The sequence below is a fragment of the Micromonospora sp. U21 genome (assembly GCF_018070045.1).
GTDB lineage: Bacteria > Actinomycetota > Actinomycetes > Mycobacteriales > Micromonosporaceae > Micromonospora.
Genome location: NZ_JAGPYK010000009.1, coordinates 114105 through 136823 on the forward strand (window position 1 = coordinate 114105; position 22719 = coordinate 136823).

At 73.0% G+C, this 22719-nt stretch carries 21 protein-coding genes; all 21 read left to right on the plus strand.

Features of this window, described 5'->3' with window-relative positions; translation table 11 throughout:
- Nucleotides 1–181 precede the first annotated feature (181 nt).
- The 21 genes from rsmH to KBX63_RS14895 all read left to right on the plus strand — a co-directional run bounded on the left by rsmH (nucleotide 182) and on the right by KBX63_RS14895 (nucleotide 22692).
- The gene (gene rsmH / locus KBX63_RS14795) at nucleotides 182–1294 is read left to right on the plus strand and encodes a 16S rRNA (cytosine(1402)-N(4))-methyltransferase RsmH (RefSeq protein WP_210911899.1); all 1113 of its coding nucleotides are present in this window, start codon (nucleotides 182–184) and stop codon (nucleotides 1292–1294) included.
- Nucleotides 1284–1895, plus strand: a complete 612-nt coding sequence (locus tag KBX63_RS14800) for a hypothetical protein (RefSeq protein ID WP_210911594.1) — start codon at nucleotides 1284–1286, stop codon at nucleotides 1893–1895. Before rsmH ends, KBX63_RS14800 begins: the two co-directional genes overlap by 11 nt.
- Before the next feature lie 3 nt (nucleotides 1896–1898).
- The gene (locus tag KBX63_RS14805; RefSeq protein ID WP_210911596.1) at nucleotides 1899–4106 is read left to right on the plus strand and encodes a penicillin-binding protein 2; all 2208 of its coding nucleotides are present in this window, start codon (nucleotides 1899–1901) and stop codon (nucleotides 4104–4106) included.
- A 52-nt stretch (nucleotides 4107–4158) separates the two neighbouring features.
- On the plus strand, nucleotides 4159–5721 hold the full coding sequence (locus tag KBX63_RS14810; RefSeq protein WP_210911597.1) for a UDP-N-acetylmuramoyl-L-alanyl-D-glutamate--2,6-diaminopimelate ligase: 1563 nt from the start codon (nucleotides 4159–4161) through the stop codon (nucleotides 5719–5721).
- Complete coding sequence (murF, locus tag KBX63_RS14815) at nucleotides 5718–7121, plus strand: UDP-N-acetylmuramoyl-tripeptide--D-alanyl-D-alanine ligase (RefSeq protein ID WP_210911599.1); 1404 nt, start codon at nucleotides 5718–5720, stop codon at nucleotides 7119–7121. Before KBX63_RS14810 ends, murF begins: the two co-directional genes overlap by 4 nt.
- Nucleotides 7118–8242 carry a phospho-N-acetylmuramoyl-pentapeptide-transferase gene (gene mraY / locus KBX63_RS14820; RefSeq protein WP_210911601.1) on the plus strand — a complete coding sequence of 375 codons (1125 nt, stop codon included), beginning with the start codon at nucleotides 7118–7120 and terminating at the stop codon, nucleotides 8240–8242. The genes murF and mraY overlap by 4 nt, the downstream gene beginning before the upstream one ends.
- Before the next feature lie 375 nt (nucleotides 8243–8617).
- The gene (locus KBX63_RS14825) at nucleotides 8618–10030 is read left to right on the plus strand and encodes an FtsW/RodA/SpoVE family cell cycle protein (protein WP_374102222.1); all 1413 of its coding nucleotides are present in this window, start codon (nucleotides 8618–8620) and stop codon (nucleotides 10028–10030) included.
- Nucleotides 10030–11136 carry an undecaprenyldiphospho-muramoylpentapeptide beta-N-acetylglucosaminyltransferase gene (murG, locus tag KBX63_RS14830; protein WP_210911603.1) on the plus strand — a complete coding sequence of 369 codons (1107 nt, stop codon included), beginning with the start codon at nucleotides 10030–10032 and terminating at the stop codon, nucleotides 11134–11136. Before KBX63_RS14825 ends, murG begins: the two co-directional genes overlap by 1 nt.
- The gene (murC, locus tag KBX63_RS14835; RefSeq protein ID WP_210911605.1) at nucleotides 11133–12695 is read left to right on the plus strand and encodes a UDP-N-acetylmuramate--L-alanine ligase; all 1563 of its coding nucleotides are present in this window, start codon (nucleotides 11133–11135) and stop codon (nucleotides 12693–12695) included. The genes murG and murC overlap by 4 nt, the downstream gene beginning before the upstream one ends.
- A complete protein-coding gene (locus KBX63_RS14840; protein ID WP_210911606.1) occupies nucleotides 12692–13510 on the plus strand; it encodes a cell division protein FtsQ/DivIB in 819 nt (272 codons plus the stop codon). Before murC ends, KBX63_RS14840 begins: the two co-directional genes overlap by 4 nt.
- 255 nt (nucleotides 13511–13765) lie before the next feature.
- Nucleotides 13766–14881: a cell division protein FtsZ gene (gene ftsZ / locus KBX63_RS14845; protein ID WP_210911608.1), complete on the plus strand. Its 1116-nt coding sequence runs from the start codon at nucleotides 13766–13768 to the stop codon at nucleotides 14879–14881.
- A gap of 9 nt (nucleotides 14882–14890) precedes the next feature.
- Nucleotides 14891–15634 carry a YggS family pyridoxal phosphate-dependent enzyme gene (locus tag KBX63_RS14850; RefSeq protein WP_210911616.1) on the plus strand — a complete coding sequence of 248 codons (744 nt, stop codon included), beginning with the start codon at nucleotides 14891–14893 and terminating at the stop codon, nucleotides 15632–15634.
- 191 nt (nucleotides 15635–15825) lie between these two features.
- Nucleotides 15826–16518, plus strand: a complete 693-nt coding sequence (locus KBX63_RS14855; RefSeq protein WP_210911618.1) for a cell division protein SepF — start codon at nucleotides 15826–15828, stop codon at nucleotides 16516–16518.
- Between the two features lie 28 nt (nucleotides 16519–16546).
- Nucleotides 16547–16852, plus strand: coding sequence for a YggT family protein (locus KBX63_RS14860; RefSeq protein ID WP_030334503.1), 306 nt, complete (start codon nucleotides 16547–16549; stop codon nucleotides 16850–16852).
- 44 nt (nucleotides 16853–16896) lie between these two features.
- Nucleotides 16897–17700, plus strand: coding sequence for a DivIVA domain-containing protein (locus KBX63_RS14865; RefSeq protein WP_210911619.1), 804 nt, complete (start codon nucleotides 16897–16899; stop codon nucleotides 17698–17700).
- Nucleotides 17701–17782: 82 nt separating this feature from the next.
- Nucleotides 17783–18526: a hypothetical protein gene (locus KBX63_RS14870; protein WP_210911621.1), complete on the plus strand. Its 744-nt coding sequence runs from the start codon at nucleotides 17783–17785 to the stop codon at nucleotides 18524–18526.
- 10 nt (nucleotides 18527–18536) lie between these two features.
- Nucleotides 18537–18842, plus strand: coding sequence for a DUF167 domain-containing protein (locus KBX63_RS14875; RefSeq protein WP_210911623.1), 306 nt, complete (start codon nucleotides 18537–18539; stop codon nucleotides 18840–18842).
- A gap of 85 nt (nucleotides 18843–18927) precedes the next feature.
- Nucleotides 18928–20427: a potassium/proton antiporter gene (locus tag KBX63_RS14880; protein WP_210911625.1), complete on the plus strand. Its 1500-nt coding sequence runs from the start codon at nucleotides 18928–18930 to the stop codon at nucleotides 20425–20427.
- A 225-nt stretch (nucleotides 20428–20652) separates the two neighbouring features.
- A complete protein-coding gene (locus tag KBX63_RS14885) occupies nucleotides 20653–21072 on the plus strand; it encodes a TraR/DksA C4-type zinc finger protein (protein WP_074313014.1) in 420 nt (139 codons plus the stop codon).
- A gap of 64 nt (nucleotides 21073–21136) precedes the next feature.
- Nucleotides 21137–21751, plus strand: a complete 615-nt coding sequence (gene lspA / locus KBX63_RS14890; RefSeq protein WP_210911626.1) for a signal peptidase II — start codon at nucleotides 21137–21139, stop codon at nucleotides 21749–21751.
- Entirely contained in the window at nucleotides 21748–22692 is a 945-nt protein-coding gene (locus KBX63_RS14895; RefSeq protein ID WP_210911628.1) for an RluA family pseudouridine synthase, read from the plus strand. The genes lspA and KBX63_RS14895 overlap by 4 nt, the downstream gene beginning before the upstream one ends.
- The last annotated feature ends 27 nt before the right edge of the window (nucleotides 22693–22719 follow it).

Here is a 22719-nt window from a genome sequence, read left to right on the forward strand (position 1 = left end):
GCGAGATCTCCAGCCGCTTTCGAGTTCCTGGCATCCCTTCCCCGGTGCCAGGCGCACGATCCGGACATCGGGCGGAAGCCCGGTGTCAGGCGGGAGCGGATGGGGATCTGGCGGTACGACGGCGGCGCCGTCCCGCGACAGGCGCACGAACGAACGGACGTTTCAACCAGTGGGGGTCATGATGGGGGAGCTGCGCGGCACGCATGTGCCGGTGCTGCTCGAGCGGTGTCTCGAGCTGCTGGCCCCCGCGCTGGGTCGGGGCGGCCGGACGGTGTACGTCGACGCGACGCTCGGCCTGGCCGGGCATGCCGAGGCGGTGCTGGAGGCGCACCCGGAGACGGTCCTGATCGGGCTCGACCGGGACACCGAGGCGCTCGCCCACGCACGGGTCCGGCTGGCCCGTTTCGCCGACCGGATGCACCTGGAGCACGCCGTCTACGACGAGCTGCCCGAGGTGCTGGACCGGCTGGGCTATCCGGGCATCGACGCGATCCTGTTCGACCTCGGTGTCTCGTCGCTGCAACTGGACGCGCCCGACCGCGGGTTCGCGTACGCCCAGGACGCGCCGCTGGACATGCGGATGGACCAGACCCGGGGGGTGACCGCCGAGGAGGTGGTCAACACCTATGCACATCCGGACCTGGCCCGGGTGCTGCGGGTCTACGGCGAGGAGAAGTTCGCCGGCCGGATCGCCTCGGCGATCATCCGGGAGCGGGAACGCGCCCGGATCACCTCGTCCGCGCGGCTGGCGGAGCTGGTCCGGGCCTCGATTCCGGCACCAGCCCGACGAACGGGTGGACACCCGGCAAAGAGAACGTTTCAGGCTTTACGGATCGAGGTAAACAAGGAGCTGGCAGCGCTGGAGTCAGCGCTGCCGTCCGCGCTCGACGCACTGACCGTGGGCGGTCGCATGGTGGTCCTGTCCTACCACTCGCTGGAGGACCGGCTCACCAAGGTGGCGCTCGCGGACCGGGTCCGCAGTAAGGGCCCGATCGACCTCCCGGTCGAACTGCCCGGGTCCGGTCCGACGTTCCGGCTGCTCAGCCGGGGCGCCGAACTGCCCGGGGAGGCGGAGGTCGCCGTGAACCCGCGAGCCGCCTCGGTGCGGTTGCGGGCCGCGGAGCGACTCGACCCGAACGCGACACAGCAGGGGCGGACCGACCGCGAACGGTCCCGCCGACGGGTGAAGGCGATGCACCAACCGGGGACGGGGTCCACGGGATCCGTGGGGGATCCAGGGACGCCGGGGGACGACAGAGGGACGGATGTAGAGGGGGAGGGACATGAACATTGACAAGCGCGACCGTCGGGACGTCACCGGCGTCGGGCAGCGCACACCGCGGTCGGGGGGCCGGACCGCGGCGGAGCGGGCTCCGCGCGTGGGCAACGGTACGCCACGCATCGATCGAGTGAACCGGCAGGGGGAGGCTCGCGCCCGGGGGGCGCGCGAGTTCCCGACCCAGGGCACCGCCGCGCTGCGGCCGGCCGAGAAGGCCGCCGTCGCCGCCAGTGCCCGCCCGCCCCGGCTGCGGGTGGCGCCGCCGCCGCCGGTGTCGGTGCCGCGCGCGCCGTTCGCGGCGCTGATCGTGGTGCTGGTCGTCGGCGGGGTGCTGGGCATCCTGGCGGTCAACACCAAGATCAATGAGAACGCGTTCCGGCTGGAGAAGCTGCAGCAGCAGCAGGCCCAACTGGACCTGGAGAAGCAGCAGCTGGACAAGCAGATCGCCGATGCCGAGGCGCCGGGCAACCTGACCGCCCAGGCGCGACGGCTGGGCCTGGTGGACGCCGGCGAACCGGGATACGTCCGGCTGCCGGACGGCAAGCTGCCTCTCGGCGTGCCGAAGCCGGCGACCGGCGAGCCGTCGGTGACCAGCCAGCAGGGCTCTGGAGGCTGACCGGTGCCACCGAGGTCTGACGAGCCGCGCCGGGATCCCAAGGGGTCCCGGCGCGGCTCTTCACCTGACGCCGGCGCCACGGACGGGGAGTCGCGCGCCGGCGAGCCGGGCATGGGAGGGATCTCCGGCGCCCGGGCGTACACCCCTCGGGGTCGGACCATCCGCGAGGAGCGCGGCACGCCGCCGCGCAGCGGGGGTGCCGAGCAGCGGCGTACCCCGCGCAGCACCCGGTCCGGCGATCCGTTCCGGCCGGCGTTGCAGGTGCTCGACGGCGGCCGGGCCGCCGCCCGATCCGGCCGGCGGGACGCCCCGGCGGCGGGACGCGGCGGGGTCGTGCGCACCGTCGCGCCCCGTACCCCGCGCGGCCCGGCCGGCGACGAGCCGCCCCCGCGCCGGCGGACCACGCCGCGCGCGCCGCGCCGTGCCGACCGCCCGGCGGCCCGCCGGCCGTCCCGCAAGCCGCCGCGACCGCCGAAGCTGGCCGACCCGCGGCTGCGGCTGCGGCTGGGCACCGCCCTGACCCTGGCGCTGTTCGCCGCCATCGGGATCCGGCTGATCTTCCTCCAGGCGGTGGACACCCCGGCGTACGCCGGTGGCGGCGTCGCCGACCGGACCCGCACGGTCGAGCTGCCCGCGCCGCGCGGCGCGATCTACGACCGCACCGGCGAGCCGCTGGCACACAGCGTCGAGGCGCGGTACGTGTTCGCCGACCCGACCGAGATCGAGGACTCGGCCGCCACCGCGAAGGCCCTCTCCCCGCTGCTCGGCATGCCGGTGTCGAAGCTGACCGAGCTGATGAAGCCCCGCAAGCTGGAGAACGGCAACCCGTCCCGGTTCGAGTACCTCGCCCGGGGGGTGGAGATCCCGACCGCCAAGCAGGTGGTGGCGCTCGAGCTGCCCGGCATCGGGGTGCACCGCGACGAGCGCCGCGAGGTGCCCGGCGACGACCTGGCGGCCAACCTGATCGGCTTCACCAGCCAGGACATGGTCGGGCTGGAGGGGCTGGAGGCCCGCTACAACGATCTGCTCGCCGGGCAGGACGGCAGGCGGGTGTACGAGGCCGGCCTCGGTGACCTCGCCGCGCCGATCCCGGGCGGCTACAGCAAGACCACCCCGGCCAAGCCGGGCAGCTCGATCGCCCTCACGACCGACCGCGACCTGCAGTTCCGCACGCAGCAGATCCTCAGCGCGGGGATGGCGCGGCAGCACGGCGGCACGGCCGCGGCGGTGATCATCGACGTGCCCACCGGCGAGGTGCTGTCCCAGGCCAGCCACCCCACCTACAACGCGGCGAAGCCGATCCCGAGCGACCCGGTCGCCCGGGAGGACGCGGCGACCAGCTTCGTGGTCGACCCCGGCTCGGTGCACAAGGCGATCACGTTCGGCGCGGCGTTGCAGGAGGGGGTGATCACCCCGGACACCACGCTGCCCATCGCGAACAGCATCAAGATGGGCGACACCTGGTTCTCCGACACCCACCATGCCAACGGCCGGCGGATGAGCATGCCCGGGATGCTCGCCTACTCGTCGAACGTCGGCACCATCACCATCGCCGACAAGCTCGGCCGGGACCGGTTGATCGACTACCAGAAGCGGTTCGGGCTCGGCCAGCCCACCGGTGAGGGAGTGCCCGGCGAGGCCAGCGGTCGGCTGCTGCCGGCCGACGAGTGGAGCGGGTCGTCGTACGGATCGGTGCCGATCGGGCACAGCGTCGACGCCACGCCGCTGCAGATGGCCGCCGCGTACGCCGCCATCGCCAACGACGGCACGTACGTGCAGCCACACCTGGTCAAGGAGACGATCGGCCCGGACGGCAAGCGCACCCCGACGCCCGCGCCGATCACCCGGTCGGTGCTCAGCCCGCAGAACGCGGCGGCGCTGCGCACCATGCTGGAGGCGGTCACCACGGTCGACGGCGCCACCGGCGTGGGCGCGGCGGTCCCCGGCTACCGGATCGCCGGCAAGACCGGCACCGGCTGGCGGCTGGTGGACGGCAAGAAGCAGCGCGGCGAGGTGTCCTCCTTCATCGGCATGGCTCCCGCCGAGAAGCCCCGGTACGTGATCGCGGTCTTCGTGTACGCGCCCGACGGCGGAGGTGCGGCGATCGCGGTGCCGGCGTTCCGCGACATGATGCAGTTCACGCTGCGTCACTACCGCGTACCGCCGTCCACCGGCGGTTCGGCGCCCAAGTTCGTGGTCTATCCGCGCTGAGCAGCGACGGCGGGACATCATCGGTGAGTGCCGAAGAACCACCGGGGCGGCTGTGCGGCCGGAACCGGACGACCGGGTAGGGTCTGACGCCGTGCCCGGCAATCCACGTCCACGTACCGTGACCGGAGTCCGGCTCGGTGACCTCGCCGTCCGGCTCGCCGTCGACCTCCCGGCGGACGACGCCGGAGTGGTCGTCACCGGGGCGACCCACGCCAGCCAGGAGGTCCGCCCCGGCGACCTGTACGCGGCGCTGCCCGGCGCCCGGCGGCACGGCGCGGAGTTCGCCGCCGGCGCCGCCGAGGCCGGTGCGGTGGCCCTGCTGACCGACCCGGCCGGCGCCGAGCTGGCGGCGGGGACCGGCCTGCCCGCCCTGGTGGTGCCCGACCCCCGCGCGGTGCTCGGCGAGCTGGCCTCGGCCGTCCACGGCGACCCGACCGCCGAGCTGACCGTGATCGGCGTGACCGGCACCGCCGGAAAGACGTCCACCGCCTACCTGATCGAGTCGGGGCTGCGCGCCGCCGGGCACACCACCGGGTTGATCGGCACCGTGGAGACCCGGCTCGGTGACCTGGTGGTCGACAGCGTTCGCACCACCCCCGAGGCGACCGACCTGCACGCCATGCTGGCCGTCGCCCGCGAGCGGGGGGTCACCGCGGTGGTCATGGAGGTCTCCAGCCACGCGCTGGCCATGGGCCGGGTGGGCGGTGTCCGGTTCGCCGTCGGCGGTTACACCAACTTCGGCTCCGACCACCTGGACTTCCACGCCGACAGCGCCGACTACTTCGCCGCCAAGGCACAGCTCTTCGACGGCCGGTGCGCGGTCGAGGTGCTCAACCACGACGACCCGGCGCTGAAGCCGCTGTACCGGCCGGCGACGGTCAGCTACTCGGCGGCCGGCGACCCGGCCGCGACCTGGTGGGCCGACGGCGTGGACGGCGAGGGGTACGCCCAGCGGTTCACCGCGCACGGCCCGGACGGCGTGGTCCTGCCCGCCGGGGTGGCGCTGCCCGGGCGGCACAACGTCGCCAACGCGCTGCTGGCCATCGCCGCGCTGGTGGGCGCCGGGGTGGACCCGGCGACCGCGGCCGCCGGGGTGGCCGCCTGCGGCGGCGTGCCCGGCCGGCTGGAGCTGGTCGACGTCGCCGCGCCGGTGCGCGGGGTGGTCGACTACGCGCACAAGTCGGACGCGATCGTGGCCGCGCTGGCCGCGCTGCGTGAGCTGAGCGCCGGCCGGTTGATCTGCGTGATCGGTGCCGGCGGGGACCGGGACCGGGGCAAGCGGCCGGTGATGGGCTCCGCCGCGGCGGAGGGGGCCGACGTGGTGCTGGTGACCGACGACAATCCGCGCACCGAGGACCCGGCGGAGATCCGCGCCGAGGTGCTCGCCGGGGCGTACCGGGCCGGCACGGCCGCCCGGATCATCGAGGTGGCCGGCCGCCGGGCCGCGATCGGCGAGGCCGTCCGGCTGGCCGCGCCGGGCGACGTGATCGCGCTGCTCGGCAAGGGTCACGAGCGGGGCCAGGAGGTGGCGGGCGAGGTGTTCCCGTTCGACGACAGCATCGAGCTGGCCGACGCGCTGCGGGCCCGCTTCGGGGATCTGGCGGGTCAGCGGTGATCGCGCTGAGCCTGGCCGAGGTGGCCGCGGCGGTCGACGGGCGGCTGGTCGCCGCCGACCCGGCCGCCACCGTCACCGGCCCCGTCGAGTTCGACTCGCGCAAGGTGGGGCCGGGGTCGCTCTTCGTGGCCTTCCCGGGGGAGAAGGTCGACGGGCACGACTACGCGTCGGCGGCGATGTCGGCCGGCGCGGTGGCCGTGCTCGGCACCCGCGAGGTGCCCGGAGTACCGATGGTGCTGGTCACCGACGCGTTGACCGCGATGGGCCGGCTGGCCCGCGCGGTGGTGGACCGGCTGCCCGGGCTGACCGTGATCGGCCTGACCGGCTCCTCCGGCAAGACCACCACCAAGGACCTGATCGGCCAGCTCACCGCCCGGCTCGGGCCCACGGTGGCGCCGCCCGGCTCGTTCAACAACGAGCTGGGGCACCCGCACACCGCGTTGCGGGCCGGGCCGGACACCCGCTACCTGGTGCTGGAGAAGGGCTCGCGCGGGGTGGGGCATGTGCGCTACCTGTGCGAGATCGTGCCGCCGCGGATCTCCGTGGTGCTCAACGTCGGGACGTCGCACATCGGTGAGTTCGGCTCGCAGGAGACCATCGCCGTGGCCAAGGGGGAGCTGGTCGAGGCGCTGCCGCCGGACGGGTTGGCGGTGCTCAACGCCGACGACCCGCGGGTGGACGCGATGGCGAGCCGCACCCGGGCCCGGGTGGTCCGCTACGGCGAGGCGCCGGACGCCGACGTGCGGGCCGAGGACGTCACGCTGGACGACCGGGGGCGTGGGTCGTACACCCTGGTCACCCCGGAGGGGAGCGCGCCGGTGCGGCTCGGGCTGACCGGCCGTCACCAGGTCTCCAACACCCTCGCCGCGGCGGCGGTCGCCCGGGAGCTGGGCATGCCGCTGGCCGAGCTGGCAACGGCGCTCGGCGAGCTGGGGTTGGTGTCCACCCGACGGATGGACGTCTTCGACCGCCCCGACGGGGTGACCGTGATCGACGACTCGTACAACGCCAACCCGGCCTCGATGTCGGCGGCGCTGAAGGCGCTCGCCAGCCTCGGTCAGGGTCGGCGTACCGTCGCGGTGCTCGGCTACATGGCCGAGCTGGGCCCGTTCGAGCGGGACGGCCACGCTGAGGTCGGCCAACTCGCGGCCGAGCTGGGTGTCGACCGGCTGCTCGTGGTGGGTGAGCCGGCTGCGTCGATCCATGAGGGCGCGACAGCGGTAGGGAACTGGGGAGGAGAGTCGGTGCTGCTCACCGATCAGGCGGCGGCCGTCGAGGTGCTGCGGGGCGAGCTACGACCGGGCGATGTCGTCCTGGTCAAGGGCTCCCGGTACCGGACGTGGGAGGTGGCCGACGCCCTGCGCGCCGACGCCACCTCCGGGAATGGAGCTACCGCGTGAGGGCGGTCATCGTCGCCGTCGGGGTGGCCTTCCTCGTCTCGCTCTTCTGCACCCCGATCGCGATCAAGGTGTTCACCCGGCTCAAGGCCGGCCAGCCGATCCGGGCCGAGGGCCCGGCCATGCACCAGACCAAGAAGGGCACGCCCACGATGGGCGGCGTGGTCTTCATCCTGGCCACGGTCATCGCGTACGTGGCCGGCCACCTGGCCCTGACCACCCTGCCGGACGCGCAGATCGCCCAGGTGGAGCCGACCATCACCGCGCTGGTGCTGCTGGGGCTGATGGTGTTCTCCGGTGCGGTGGGCTTCCTCGACGACTTCCTCAAGGTGCGCAAGCGCAACAGCGCCGGGCTCAACAAGCGCGGCAAGCTGCTCGGCCAGATCCTGGTCGGCGCGGTCTTCGGCGTGGTGGCGCTGTACTTCCCGAGCACGATGACCGACGCGACGGGCGCGGTGACCAACACCGAGACGGTGGGCAGCACCACGCTGAGCTTCATCCGGGACATCGACGCCCTGGAGGTCAGCAAGATCGGTGCGGTGATCATCTTCATCTTCGTGGTGATGGGCGCGACGAACGGGGTGAACCTCACCGACGGCCTGGACGGTCTGGCCACCGGCGCCTCGGTGATGGTGCTCGCCGCGTACGCCCTGATCGCGTTCTGGCAGTACCGACACTGGTGCGCCGACCCGAGCTACACCCAGGACTACTGCTACGCCGTCCGCGACCCGTTGGAGATCGCGCTGATAGCCGGGGCGGCGGCGGGGGCCTGTGTCGGCTTCCTGTGGTGGAACACGTCCCCGGCGCGGATCTTCATGGGTGACACCGGGGCGCTGGGGCTGGGCGGCCTCATCGCCGGTATGGCGATGTCCACCCGGACCATCCTGCTGCTCCCGATCATCGGCGGGCTCTTCGTGATCATCACGATGTCCGTGGTGATCCAGATCATCTCCTTCCGAACCACCGGCAAACGTGTGTTCCGGATGTCGCCGTTGCAGCACCACTTCGAGTTGGCCGGCTGGAGTGAGGTCAACATCGTGGTCCGGTTCTGGATCATCGCCGGTATCGGGGTGGCCATCGCGCTGGGCCTGTTCTACAGCGAGTTCCTCGCCAACATGACCTGATCCCCGATCCCCCCGATCGCGCCGATCGCGCCGATCCCCCCGATCGCGCCGATCTAGGGCGGATTGCAGTGGCTGAAGATCAGCTAGCAGCGATTCTCCCTAGATCGGCGCGGCTCAGGACGGGCGCGCGTGCGGCGACACGCCGAGAACGGTGTTGCGGCGGGCGCATCCGGGCAGAGCGGTGATGATGAGCGGATGGGGGAGGAACACACCAACGCGGCCGGCGGGACACGATCGGTGCGTCATCCGGAGGCGGGAGCCAAGGCCACACCACGGCCCAGCGGATCGGCCCAGCTCGGATCCGAAGCACCACCGCCGCAGGAGCCCACGGCCGGCGGCTTGATCGCCGTACGTGGGCTGGACGCGGCCGGCGGGCTGGCGGCGCTGCGCGGCCTGCTGGACCGGCCGCTGGCCTCCTACTACCTGCTGCTGTCCAGCGCCGGCCTGCTGCTGCTGATCGGGCTGACCATGGTCTTCTCGGCGACCAGCGTGCGCGACTACGCCGAGGACGGCAACGCTTCGGCCTCGGTGACCAAGCAGGCCATCTTCGCGGTGATCGGGATCGGGGTGTTCTGGGCCTGCCAGCGGCTGCCCGCCAGCACCTACCGGTCGTTGGGCCGGCCGCTGCTGTTCACCGCCGTGGCGCTGTTGCTGGTGCTCAACCTGCTGCTCGCCTACGCCCGGCTGACCGACCAGGACTCGGCCCGGATCGGCCCGATCGAGGCGCGGCTGCTCTGGCTGTTCATCGGCGGGATCCAGCTGCAGCCCTCCGAGCTGGCCAAGTTCGCGCTGGTGCTGTGGGGCGCGCACCTGATCGCCCGCAAGGGCGCCGCGCTGGGCTGGTGGCGGGAGCTGGCCACACCGCTCTTCCCGGTGATGGGTCTGCTCTTCGTGCTGGTCGGCTACAACGACGTGGGCACCATGCTGTGCCTGCTGGCCCTGGTGGTCGGCCTGCTCTGGGCCGCCGGGGTGCGGATGCGGGTCTTCGGCGCGCTGACGGTGGTCGGACTGCTCGGCGTCGGCCTGCTCATCGCGGTGGCGTCGCTGGGCGCCGGCTCTGGCGAGCAGGGCGCGGACAACTACCGGTTCGCCCGGCTAACCATGTTCTTCAACCCGCCGGACCCGGAGACGTGCAAGCTCGGCGACTGCCTCCAGTTCTATCAGGGCCGACTGGCCATCGAGCACGGCGGCTGGTTCGGTGTCGGGCTGGGCAAGAGCAGCCTCAAGTGGGACTGGCTGCCCGAGGCGCACAACGACTTCATCTTCGCGATCATCGCCGAGGAGCTGGGCGTGATCGGCTGCGTGGTGGTGCTCGCGCTCTTCGCGGTGCTCGCGTACACCGGGCTGCGGGTCGCCCGGCGGGTCGACGACCCGTTCCGGCGGCTCGCCGCCGCGGCGGTGACCACCTGGCTGGTCAGCCAGGCCGTGATCAATATCGGTGGGGTGGTCGGGCTGCTGCCGATCACCGGCCTGCCGCTGCCGTTCATCTCCGACGGCGGAAGTGCCCTGGTCGTGACATTGGCCGCGATCGGCATGCTGGCGTCCTTCGCGCGCGCCGAACCCGATGCGGCCAGAGCACTGCATGCCCGTCCGCCGGCCCGGTGGGTCCGACTACTCTGGGCCCCGTTGCCGCCGCTTCCCGGCCGGCGTCGCCGATCGGCGACGCCGCCGGCTGGCCGAGGGTCCGTGCCCCGGTCCCGCAAGCGGCGCCAGGACGACCAGGCCGCACCGCGCGGGGTCCGGCAGGACCGGACTCGCAGCGGTACGGCGAGCGAGAGGAGACGCTGATGGGTCCGCTGCGTTCGGTGGTGCTCGCGGGAGGTGGCACCGGGGGGCACGTCTACCCGCTGCTCGCCTTCGCCGACTGCCTGCGCCGACACGACCCGGGCGTCCGGATCACCTGCCTCGGCACACCACGCGGTATGGAGAACGAGCTGATCCCGCCGCACGGCTACGACCTGCGGCAGATCCCGGCGTACCAGCTGCCCCGGTCGGTCAACATGAACCTGGTCCGCACCCCGGGCCGGATGTGGACCGCGGCCCGCGCGGCGGGCAAGGTGATCGACGAGGTGCGCGCCGACGTGGTGGTCGGCTTCGGCGGGTACGTCTCGGTGCCGGCCTACCTCGCAGCCTGGCGCCGGGAGCTGCCGATGGTGATCCACGAGGTGAACGTGCCGCCGGGGGTGGCCAACCGGCTGGGCATGAAGTTCACCAAGAACGTCGCCGTCGGGTTCCCGCACCAGCCGAGCCAGGCCGAGTCGCTGCGCGACGCCACCGTGGTCGGAGTGCCCCTGCGCCGCAGCATCGCCGGGCTGGACCGGTACGCGCTGCGCAACGCTGCCCGCGCGCACTTCGGGCTCCGCCCGGACCTGCCGGTGCTCTTCGTCGCGGGCGGCTCGTCGGGCGCCCGCTCGATCAACCTGGCGGTCTCCGGGGCGGCCAAGGAACTCGCCCGCAACGGTGTGCAGGTGCTGCACGTGATGGGCGCCCGCAACGAGCCGGTGCCGATCCCCAGCGACCTGCCGGTGCCGTACGTGACGCTGCCGTACCTGTCGGAGATGGAGCTGGGCTACGCAGCCGCCGACCTGATGCTGGGCCGGGGCGGGGCGATGACCTGCGCCGAGGTGGCCGCCATCGGGTTGCCCACGATCTACGTGCCGTACCCGCACAGCAACCAGGAGCAGAGGCGCAACGCGCTGCCCGTGGTGGAGGCCGGCGGCGGGCTGCTGGTCGACGACGCGGAGCTGACCCCCGACTGGCTGGAGCGCACCGTGATCCCGCTCATCCGTGACCCGCAGCGGCTGTACGCGATGGGCGCTGCGGCGTCCGCGTACGGGCGGCGCGACGGGGACGAGGCGCTGCGCTCGTTCGTCATCGAGGCGGTGGCCCGATGACCGCGCAGTTCACCCCGGCCGGCACGCTCACCGCCGAGGACCTGGGCACCATCCACCTGATCGGGGTGGGCGGGGTCGGCATGAGCGGGCTGGCCCGGCTCTTCCTCACCCGGGGCATCCCGGTCTCCGGCAGCGAGCTGCGCGAGTGGCCGTCGCTGGCCGGCCTGCGGGCGCTGGGCGGGACGATCCACATGAGCCACGAGGCGACCAACCTCGACGGCGTTGACACGGTCGTCTACTCCTCGGCCATTCCGCAGGACCATCTGGAGATGGTCGAGGCGCGCCAGCGCGGCCTGCGGGTGCTGCACCGCTCGGAGGCGCTCGCCGCGGCGATGACCGGCCGCCGGGCGGTGGCCGTCGCGGGCACCCACGGCAAGACCACCACCACGTCGATGGCGACCATGGTGCTCCAGCAGGCCGGGGTGGACCCGTCCTTCGTGATCGGCGGGGAGATCTCCGAGGTCGGCTCGGGCGCCCACCACGGCACCGGTGAGTACTTCGTGGTCGAGGCGGACGAGAGCGACCGCTCGTTTCTCATCTACCGCCCGTACGTCTCGATCATCACCAACGTCGAGGCGGACCACCTGAACACGTACGGCGACTACGCGACGCTGGAGGCCGCGTTCGTCGAGTTCGCCCGGCTCACCGATCCGGACGGTTTCATCATCACCTGCGCGGACGACCCGGGCGGTCGGCGGCTGGCGGAGACCCTGCGCGCCGAGGGGCGGCGGGTGCACACGTACGGCGAGGCGGCCGACGCCGACCTGCGGCTGACCGAGATCGTCTCGTCCGCGCGCGGGGTGCGCTACCTGGCCGCGATCGACGGCCGGTCGCTGGGCGAGTTCCGGTTGCCGGTGCCGGGGCGGCACATGGGGCTGAACAGCGCCTCCGCGGTGCTGGCCGCGTACCTGCTGGATCTGCCGCTGCCGGCGGCGGAGGCCGCGCTGGCGGTCTTCCCCGGCGTGCGGCGGCGCTTCGAGCGCAAGGGTGTCGCGGACGGCGTGCTGGTCTACGACGAGTACGCCTACCACCCGACCTCGATGACGCTGGCGTTGCAGACGCTGCGCGAGGTGGCGGGGGAGGGGCGGCTGATCGTGGTCTTCCAGCCGTACCGGCTGTACCGCACCCGCGACTCCCAGGCGGAGATCGCCGAGGCGCTGGCCATCGCCGACGAACTGGTGCTGCTGGAGGTCTTCGGGCCGGGTGAGCTGCGCCAGCCCGGTGAGGGCTCGGCGGCGCTGATCGAGGCGGTGGCGCTGCCCGCCGACCGCAAGGTCTTCGTCGACTCCTGGGAGGAGGCGCCGGTCGAGGTGGTCCGGCGGGCCCGCCCGGGGGACGTGGTGGTGACCATGGGCGCCCCGCCGATCTCGCTGATGGGTGACGAGCTGCTGGCCGGCCTGCTCGCGCGCGCCGGCTCCGCGCCGACCGCGACCGTCGAGCCGGTGGCCACCACCCCGGCGATCGGCGGCCCGGTGCCCGGCGGGGCCACCGCCGGTGGCGACGGAGCGGCCCTCGGTGGCACCGCCGCACCGGACGGCGCGGCGCCCACGGCCGGATGAGCCCCGGCCCGGCCCGAGGGCGGACCAGCGCCGCCGACGGTGGCGCCCCGCGGCGCGGTCCGGTCCGGCGTTGGCAGCTGGTCCGGGCCGGCCGCGACGCGGTGCCGCCGTCGACCCGCCGGTTCATGGCCCGGGCACGCCAGCGCCGGATGCGCGCGGCGCTGCCGTGGGCGGTGGCCGCCGGGGTGCTCGCGCTGGTCGGGCTGGTCGCCTGGACGGTGCTCGGCACCGGGCTGTTCGGGGTCCGCGAGGTGAAGGTGGACGGTGCTGACCTGGTCACCCCCGTGCAGGTGCGTGATGCGGTCGGGGTGCCGGACGGGGTGCCGCTGGCCCGGGTGGACCTGGCCGCCGCCGCCCGGCGGGTCGGTGCGTTGGCGCCGGTGGAGCGGGCCACGGTGTCCCGGGACTGGCCGGGCGCGCTGGTGGTCCGGGTGACCGAGCGGACTCCGGTGGCGGCGGTGCCGCAGGGGGAGGCGTTCGCCCTGATCGACCGGACCGGCGTGGCGTTCCGGACGGTCGCCCGACGCCCCGCCGAGCTGCCGTCGGTGAAGGTGGCTCGGCCGGCCGTCGACGATCCGGGCACCCGGGCCGCGCTCGAGGTGCTCGTCGCGCTGACCCCGCAACTGCGTGCCGAGCTGGTGGACGTGAGCGTGGAGGGGTTGGCCCGGATCAGCCTGCGGTTGCGCGGTGACCGGACGGTGGTCTGGGGCGACGCGACCCGGAGCACGGACAAGGCCCGGGTGGCCACCGCGCTGCTCGGCGAGGACACCGACCGGATCGACGTGAGCGCCCCGGATGTGGTGACCTTCCGCTGACCGATGGGCGCGCCGCGAGGTGCGGAAAGGTGACTCGTTGCGCTCCGGGCGGCGACACGCCGGTCGGGTCCTTGGCTCATCGCGCGGCGGCGCTTACGTTGCCCCGAAGAGGATCAGTGGTTGACATAACTGTAAGCCTCTAGTAGAGGGTGAGGGTTCAGCTCTGATCCTCGCTGGTGACAGCTGTCGTCGGCCGCTGGTCTGGCCACGCCGTACCCGGTCGGCCGAAGCCAATCTCGAAGGGAAGGACCGGAGATGACACCTCCGCACAACTACCTGGCGGTCATCAAGGTCGTCGGCATCGGGGGCGGCGGCGTCAACGCCGTCAACCGGATGATCGAGGTTGGGCTCAAGGGCGTCGAGTTCATCGCGATCAACACGGATGCCCAGGCGCTGCTGATGAGTGACGCCGACGTCAAGCTCGACGTCGGCCGGGAGCTGACCCGTGGGCTGGGCGCCGGCGCCAACCCGGACGTCGGTAAGAACGCCGCCGAGGACCACCGGGACGAGATCGAGGAGGTGCTCAAGGGCGCCGACATGGTCTTCGTGACCTGCGGTGAGGGCGGCGGCACCGGCACCGGTGGCGCGCCCGTGGTGGCGAACATCGCCCGCAAGCTCGGCGCGCTGACCATCGGCGTGGTGACCCGGCCGTTCTCCTTCGAGGGCAAGCGCCGCCAGGTGCAGGCCGAGTCCGGAATAGACGAACTGCGCAACCAGTGCGACACCCTGATCGTCATCCCGAACGACCGGCTGCTGGCGCTGGGCGACCGCGGCATCAGCATGATGGACGCGTTCCGCACCGCCGACCAGGTGCTGCTCTCCGGTGTGCAGGGCATCACCGACCTGATCACCACCCCGGGTCTGATCAACCTGGACTTCGCCGACGTCAAGAGCGTGATGAGCGGTGCCGGCAGCGCGCTGATGGGCATCGGCAGCGCCCGGGGCGAGAACCGCGCGGTCGAGGCGGCCGAGGCGGCCATCTCCAGCCCGCTGCTCGAGCAGAGCATGGACGGCGCACGCGGCGTGCTGCTCTCCATCGCCGGCGGCTCCGACCTGGGCCTGTTCGAGATCAACGACGCGGCCCAGCTGGTCACCGACGCGGCCCACCCGGACGCCAACATCATCTTCGGCGCCGTGATCGACGACGCGCTCGGCGACGAGGTGCGGGTGACGGTCATCGCGGCGGGCTTCGACGGGGGCGCGCCGGCGTACAAGGCCGCCGAGCCGACCCGTAAGACCAACACCAACCAGCCGGCGGCGCAGAGCGCCCCGGTCCAGGCGCCGGCCACCATGCCGGCGCCGACCCAGTCGCCGCGTCGGGTGCTCTTCGACGACGTGGACGTGCCCGACTTCCTCAAGAACGGGTCCTGAACACCGCCGATGACCGACAGCTCAGCCACGGTACGACCGGACCGGCGCGCCGAACTCGCGGCCGGCCTGGCCCAGGTTCGGGCCCGGATCGCCGACGCCTGCGCCGCCGCCGCCCGGGATCGTGCCGAGGTCACGATGATCGCGGTGACCAAGACCTACCCGGCCAGCGACGTGCTGGCACTGGCCGGGCTCGGGGTGACCGACGTGGGGGAGAACCGCGACCAGGAGGCGGCCGGCAAGGCCGCCGAGGTCACCGGGGCCGGGGTGAGCCCGCGCTGGCACTTCATCGGCCAGTTGCAGCGCAACAAGGCCCGCTCGGTGGTCCGGTACGCCGACGTTGTGCACTCCGTCGACAGTGTCCGGCTGGCCCGGGCGCTGGCCACCGCGGCGGCCGACCGGGAGCGACCGCTCGCCGCCCTGGTCCAGGTGAGCATCGACGGCGATCCGGCCCGGGGTGGCGCGTTGCCGGGTTCGGCCGACCCGGGTGTCGGGTTGGAGCCGGTGGCCGAGGCGGTGGCCGGCTCGCCGACGCTGCGGCTGGCCGGTCTGATGGCGGTGGCGCCACTGGGTTGGGCGCCGGAGCGGGCCTTCGCCCGGCTGGCCGAGGTGGCCGAGGCGTTTCGCTTGGTCCATCCGGGAGCGGTCGCGTTGTCCGCCGGAATGAGCGGCGACCTGGAAATCGCGATCCAATACGGCGCGACACATGTCCGCGTCGGTAGCGCGTTGCTCGGAATGCGCTCCACGCTGCGGTAGCCTGACTGCGATAGAAGCAAATTACATCAGTGTTGTTTCAGGAACGGCGTCTCCTAGTCGGGGGTCGTGACGCGCGGCGCGAATCGCGTGCCAGGGGGATTGCCGTTCCGGTCCGATGGGCATGGTTGTCCACTCGCGACGGGCGACATGGCACGGGGGCGCGTGCCGCACGGCGGACGGAAGGGCGCGGGATGGGTGCACTGCGCAAGGCGGGGGTCTGGCTCGGTCTGGTCGAAGAGGACGATGAGCGGGCCTACGACGACGGTGGCTACGACAAGGGTGGCTACCGCGACTCGCGTTACCGGCAGAGCCGGTACGCCGAGGAGTTCGCCGACGAGGACGACGAGGACACCGAGGAGCCGCCGGCTCCCCGGCCGCGGGCCAGCGAGCGGGGTCGGCTCTCCGAGCGCTCGAACGGGCGGGCCGGTGAGTCCGACCGGGGCGACGGCGAGCGTCCGGAGCGGGTCGAGCGGTCCAGCGTCCGGTCGATCACCCGGTCGTCGGCCGGCGAGACCTCCGGCGCGCTGACCTACCACACCAGGGACAACCTGGCCCTCGCGCCGCAGGTCACGGCACGGGAACGGGCGGTGCCCGAGGAGGAGCAGCGTTACCAGATCACTACGCTGCACCCGACCACGTACCGGGAGGCGCGCACCATCGGTGAGCACTTCCGCGACGGTGTTCCGGTGATCATCAATCTCACCGAGATGGATGAGGCCGATGCCCGCCGTCTGGTTGACTTCGCCGCCGGTCTGGCGTTCGGGCTGCGCGGTACGATCGAGCGCGTGACCAATCGGGTGTTCCTGCTCTCACCGGCCAATGTCCAGGTCACCGCGGAGGACAAGGCCAAGATCGCTGAGGGCGGCTTTTTCAGTCTGAGTTGATCGCCCGACCCGAGGGACGTCGCTGACCGTGTTGTCGATCTTGCTGCAAGTGTTGTACCTGATCCTTTATGTCTTCCTGCTCCTTCTTCTGTCCCGGTTTGTGCTGAGCGCCGTCCTGCAGTACGGCCGCCGGTGGCAGCCGGGGCGTGGAGCATCGGCGGGACTGGAATCCGTGTGGAGCGTCACTGATCCCCCTCTCAACGCGTTGAGGCGTGTGATCCCTCCGCTGCGAATTGGTACCGTGAGCATCGACCTGGCCTCCCTTGTGCTCCTGGTTATCCTGTTCGTGCTGATGGAGTTCGTGTTAGGGCCGTCGATCAGGGCATCTGCCTGATGACCGACGCGCTTTCGCGGCCGCAACTGACCCGAGGAGTTTCGATGCCGCTGACCCCGGCCGACGTACACAACGTCGCCTTCAAAAAGCCGCCGATCGGCAAGCGGGGGTATGACGAGGAGGAGGTCGACGCCTTCCTGGACGAGGTTGAGCGCGAGCTCGCCCGTCTCATCGAGGAGAACAACGAGCTGCGCGCCCAGGTGGAGCGCGGCGGCCGTGGCGGTGCCCCCGCCGGCCCCGGCGGCGACGCCCGACTCGCGGCGGAGCTCAACGACGTCAAGGCACAACTGGACCGGGTGCAGCGCGACAAGGCGGCGGCCGAGCAGGCCGCCCGCGCCATGCAGTCCGAGCTGGAGCAGGTCCGCGCGACCGGGGGCCCGGGAGCGGTCACCGGTGACGGTGAGCAGCAGGCCCTGCGGGTGCTGATGATGGCCCAGCGCACCGCCGACGACCACGTGTCCGACGCGCGCCGCGAGGCCGACCAGCTCCTGTCCGAGGCCCGCGGCAAGGCCGAGGAGGTGACCCGCGAGGCTCGCGCGAAGGCCGACGCCCTGGAGCGGGACGCCCGCCAGCGGCACCAGGAGGCCATGGGCGGCCTGGACGCCAAGCGCACGGCCCTGCAGAAGCACATCGAGGAGCTCAAGCAGTTCGAGCGCGAGTACCGCACCCGGCTCAAGGCGTACCTGGAGAGCCAGCTGCGTGACCTCGACGGGCGCGGCCAGGGCCTCGAAGCCGAGATGACCCGCTCCGAGGCAGGCCGGGTCGCCGGTGGCAACGGGCTGGCCGCCGCGGGTCTCGCCGGTTCGTACGGCGGCGGGCGCTCCGGCGCCCTCGAAGCCGGACGCTGAGCACACCGGCCGGCGATCGCTGTCCGCAGATGGTGACGGTCGCCGGCCCAGTCTGGACGGTACGACGCGGCGGGGGTGAGCCGTGATAGTCGCGAGTCTCCTGCTCATCCTCGTCGCAGTGGTGCTACTGGTGCTCGGCCTGGCCGGTGGCTCCAGCATCATGTTGACCATCTCCATCGCGGCCAGTCTGCTGGCCGCCGTGGCGTTGGTGGTGGGCGCCCGCCAGGCAGCCGCCAACCGCGCCGCGGCGGAGCCCGGCCGGACCGGCCGGCGGAGCTTCGGAGCGCCCCGCACGGCCAACCAGGCCGGACCGGGTGTCGCGTACGGGCCGCCGCTGGTCGAGCCGGAAGTGCCGGTCCAGCACGTGCCCACGACGGTCGGTACCGGCAGCACCGGGTGGCGGCAACCACCCGACCCGCCGGCCGACCAGGGGTCGCCGTTCGACGTGCCGGTTGACCAGGAGTCGCCGTTCGCGACCCCGGCCGATCACGCTTCCACCCGCGCCTCGTCCGCCGGTCAGGCGTCGCCCTTCGCGACGCCGGCGGACGAGGCGTCGGGCGTTGGCGCGCCAGCGGCCGATGTCGCGGCGGACGAGGAGCCGGCCCCGCAGCCGGTCACCCCCGCCGAGGCGGCCCGGGTGGCCCGGCTGCCCGATCCCGTCCAGGTGGTGGACGGTCGACCCCGCTACCACCTCGCCAGTTGCCCGCACCTCGTCGGCCGGGCGTCAGAGACGCTGCCGGTCGCCGAGGCCGTCGAGCTCGGCTTCACCCCGTGCGCGCACTGTGCGCCGGCCACCGCCCTGCTCGCCGACGCCCGGCCGATCTGAAGCGGCGCCGGTGCCCGCGCAGGACACGCTCACCGTGGCGGTACGGGTGAAACCCGGCGCCTCCCGGGACCGGGTCGGTGGCCGGTTCGACGGCCCGCACGGCCCGGCCCTGGTGATCGCGGTGCACGCCCCGGCCGTGGACGGTCGGGCCACCGAGGCCGCCCGCCGGGCGTTGGCCGGCGCGTTGGGCGTCCGGCCGGCCGCGGTGTCGCTTCGTACCGGCGCGGCCAGCCGCGACAAGCTCTTCCTCGTCGACCGTCCCGGCCCGGAGCTGTCCGAGGTGCTGTGCCGGCTGCGCGACGGATCCGCCGGGTGAGGAACGCCCGGGTCAGGGCCTGTGTCGAAATCCCCGGCCGGCCTGCGGCGGGCCCCGGCGACTTCGACGCGGGCCCTCGGCAACCGTGACCCCCGGGCTGGACATCGCGCTGCTGCTCGGCGCGGGGGTGCTGCTGGTGGCGGTCGGCGCGGTCCGCCTCTCCACCCGACTCGGGGTGCCCAGCCTCCTGGTCTACCTGGCGCTCGGCGTTGCGATCGGCGAGTCCGGGCTGGGCATCCGCTTCGACGACGTCGAGCTGACGCGGACCCTCGGTTTCTGCGCGCTGATCGTGATCATCGCGGAGGGTGGTCTGACCGCCCGGTGGAGCACGTTGCGGCCGGTGCTCGGTCTGGCCGTCGCGCTGTCCACAGTGGGCGTGGTGGTCAGCATCGTGCTGGTCGGCGTCGCCCTGCACCTGCTGCTGGGACTGGACTGGCGGCTGGCGCTGCTCTACGGCGCGGTGCTCTCCTCCACCGACGCGGCCGCCGTCTTCGCGACCCTGCGCCGGCTGCGCCTGCCACCCCGGCTGGTGGCCGCGCTGGAGGCCGAGTCGGGCATGAACGACGCCCCGGTGGTGCTGCTGGTGGTGCTCCTGTCCCACCACGGCTGGTCGCACCCGTGGTGGTACGAGACCGGCCTGGTCATCTACGAGCTGGGTGTCGGGGCCGCGGTGGGCGTGGGCGCCGGCGTCGCCGGCACCTGGGCGCTGCGTCGGGCGGCGCTGCCCTCGGCGGGGCTGTACCCGATCGCCGCGGTGGGGATCACCGTGCTGGCGTACGCCGCGGGGGCGGTGCTGCACGCCTCGGGGTTCCTCGCCGTCTACGTCGCCGGGGTGCTGCTGGGCAACGCCCGGCTGCCACACCGGCAGGCGATCCTCGGCTTCGCCGACGGGCTGGCCTGGCTCGCCCAGATCGGTCTGTTCGTGCTGCTCGGGCTGCTGGCCTCGCCGGGCCGGCTGGACGCGGCGGTGCTGCCGGCGGTGGTCGCCGGGCTGGCGCTGGTGCTCCTGGCCCGGCCGCTGTCGGTGGTCGTGTCGGCGCTGCCGTTCCGGGTCGGCCTGCGCGAGCAGGCGTTCCTGTCCTGGGCGGGGCTGCGCGGGGCGGTGCCGATCGTGCTGGCCACCATTCCGCTCTCCGAGCGGGTGCCCGGCGCGGAGCGCCTCTTCGACGCGGTCTTCGTGCTGGTCGTGATCTTCACGCTGGTGCAGACCGGGACGCTCGGGCCGCTCTCCCGCCGGCTACGGATCGCCGCGCCGGCCGAGGCCACCGAGATTCACGTGGAGACCGCGCCGCTGGAGCGGATGCGGGCCGACCTGCTCCAGCTGGAGGTGCCACCGGGCTCGCGGTTGGCCGGCGTGCACGTCGACGAGCTGCGGCTGCCGCCGGGCGCCTCGGTCACCCTGGTGCTGCGGGACGGGGTGGGCTTCGTACCCGGTCCGGACACCCGGCTGAAGACCGGCGACAGCCTGTTGATCGTGGCCACCGGCGGGGTGCGCGACGCCACCGAGCGCCGGCTGCGGGCGGTCAGCCGGCGGGGTCGCCTGGCCCGGTGGTTTGGTGAGTACGGGGATGAGCCCGACCTTTGATCTGCTAGCGTTCCTTTTGCCCCAGTTAGGCAAGGCTTGGGGCTGTTAAGCGGTGCGGCGGTGCGGCACGTTGTCGGACGCCTGTACGTTCCGTATTCTTGCCAACCTCCGGAGTGCGCGGCCATCGTCGCCGTGCGCCCCTTTTCGTACATAGGGGACGCCCTGGTTGGCGCCCCCTGACCAGGCGCCGCGGACCACGCGGTTCCGCGGCCGAGGGAGCGACCCATGGCGAAGCCAGCCGACACCAGGACCGCCGGCCGCAAGCCGGTGGCCAAGGCCACCCGCAGCGCGGCGGAGACCGAGAAGATCCGGGCGGCGTTGGCGGCGCGGCGGGACGAGCTTCGCGCCGAGTACGATCAGACGCTGAGTGAGATCACCGAGCTGCAGCGCGATCGGCTGACCGACTCGGCCGGGGACGACCAGGCCGACACCGGCACCAAGACGCTCGAGCGGGAGCAGGAGATCTCTCTCGCCAACAGCATCCTGGAACGGATCACGCAGGTCGAGCGCGCCCTGGAGCGCCTCGACGAGGGTGGTTACGGCTGGTGCGAGCGGTGCGGCAACCCGATTCCGGTCGAGCGCCTCGCCGCTTTCCCGTCGGCCACCCTGTGCGTGACGTGCAAGCAGCTGGAGGAGCGGCGCTGAGGTCCGCTCCCCGGCGGCGATGAGACGGTGAGCGATCACCGCCGAGACTGTCGATGGGGAGCGCATGACCGCAGCACCGTCCGCCGAACCCGGCCGCACCGACCCGGGCGGCGACAAACCCCGGCCGAGGGCCGTCGCGATCCTCGCCGGGGTCGCCCTGGTGGCCCTGCTGGCCGACCTGGTCACCAAGCACCTCGCGCTGGCCACGCTGACCGACCGGGAGCCGGTTCGGCTGCTCGGCGGGCTGGTCTACCTGAGTCTCACCCGCAACAGCGGTGCGGCGTGGAGCATCGGCGCGGACCACACCTGGATCTTCCCGCTGATCACCATCGGGGTGGTCGGTTGGATCGTCTGGATGGCGCTGCGGCTGCGTTCGCTGCCCTGGGCGATCTCGCTCGGCCTGGTGCTCGGCGGCGCGCTGGGCAACCTCGTCGACCGGATCTTCCGGGCGCCCTCCCCGTTCCACGGGCACGTGGTCGACATGATCAGCCTCTTCGACCCGTACGGCCAGGTCTGGCCGGTGTTCAACCTGGCCGACAGCTCGCTGGTCTGCGGCGTGCTGCTGGCCGTGCTGCTGGAGCTGACCGGCCGCCAGCGTGACGGCCGGCGGGTCGGCCGCGACGGCGACCCGGCCGACGCGAGCGCCACCCAGGGCGCCGACCAGCGGGAGCGGGCGTGACCTCCGCGTTCGCCGCTGGCGGCGACCACCGCTCACTGCCCGTGCCGGACGGGCTCGACGGGATGCGTCTGGACCAGGCGGTGTCCCGGCTGTTCGGTCTCTCCCGCACCGCCGCCGCGGCCCTGGTCGATGCCGGTGACGCGCTGGTCGACGGCGCCGCTCGGCCCAACTCGCACAAGGTCAAGGCCGGCTCCTGGCTGGACGTCACGCTCCCCGCGCCGGTCGCCCCGCCGACCGTGGTGCCGCAGGCGGTGCCGGGTCTGCGAGTCGTGTACGCCGACGACGACATCGTGGTGGTGGACAAGCCGGTCGGCGTGGCCGCGCACCCGAGCCCGGGCTGGACCGGCCCGACGGTGATCGGCGCCCTCGCCGCGATCGGGCACCGCATCTCCACCAGCGGCGCCGCCGAGCGGCAGGGCGTGGTGCACCGGCTCGACGTGGGCACCACCGGGATCATGGCGGTGGCCAAGAGCGAGCAGGCGTACACCGCGCTGAAGCGGGCCTTCAAGTACCGCGAGGTGGACAAGGGCTACCACGCGGTGGTGCAGGGGCACCTGGACCCGCTGCGGGGCACCGTCGACGCGCCGATCGACCGGCACCCCACCCACGACTACCGCTGGGCGGTGGTCTCGGGCGGCAAACCGAGCATCACCCACTACGACACGCTGGAGGCGTTCCCGGCGGCCAGCCTGGTCGACGTCCGCCTGGAGACCGGCCGGACCCACCAGATCCGGGTGCACTTCTCGACCCTGCGGCACCCCTGTGTGGGCGACCTCACCTACGGCGCCGACCCCACCCTGTCGGCCCGGCTCGGGCTGGCCCGACAGTGGCTGCACGCCCGCGAGTTGAGCTTCCTGCACCCCCGAACGGGGGACGAGGTCCGGTTCGTCAGCGACTACCCTGACGACCTGGAACGCGCGCTCCAGATCCTGCGTGACTGAGCGGCGACCGCCCGACACCCACCCGAC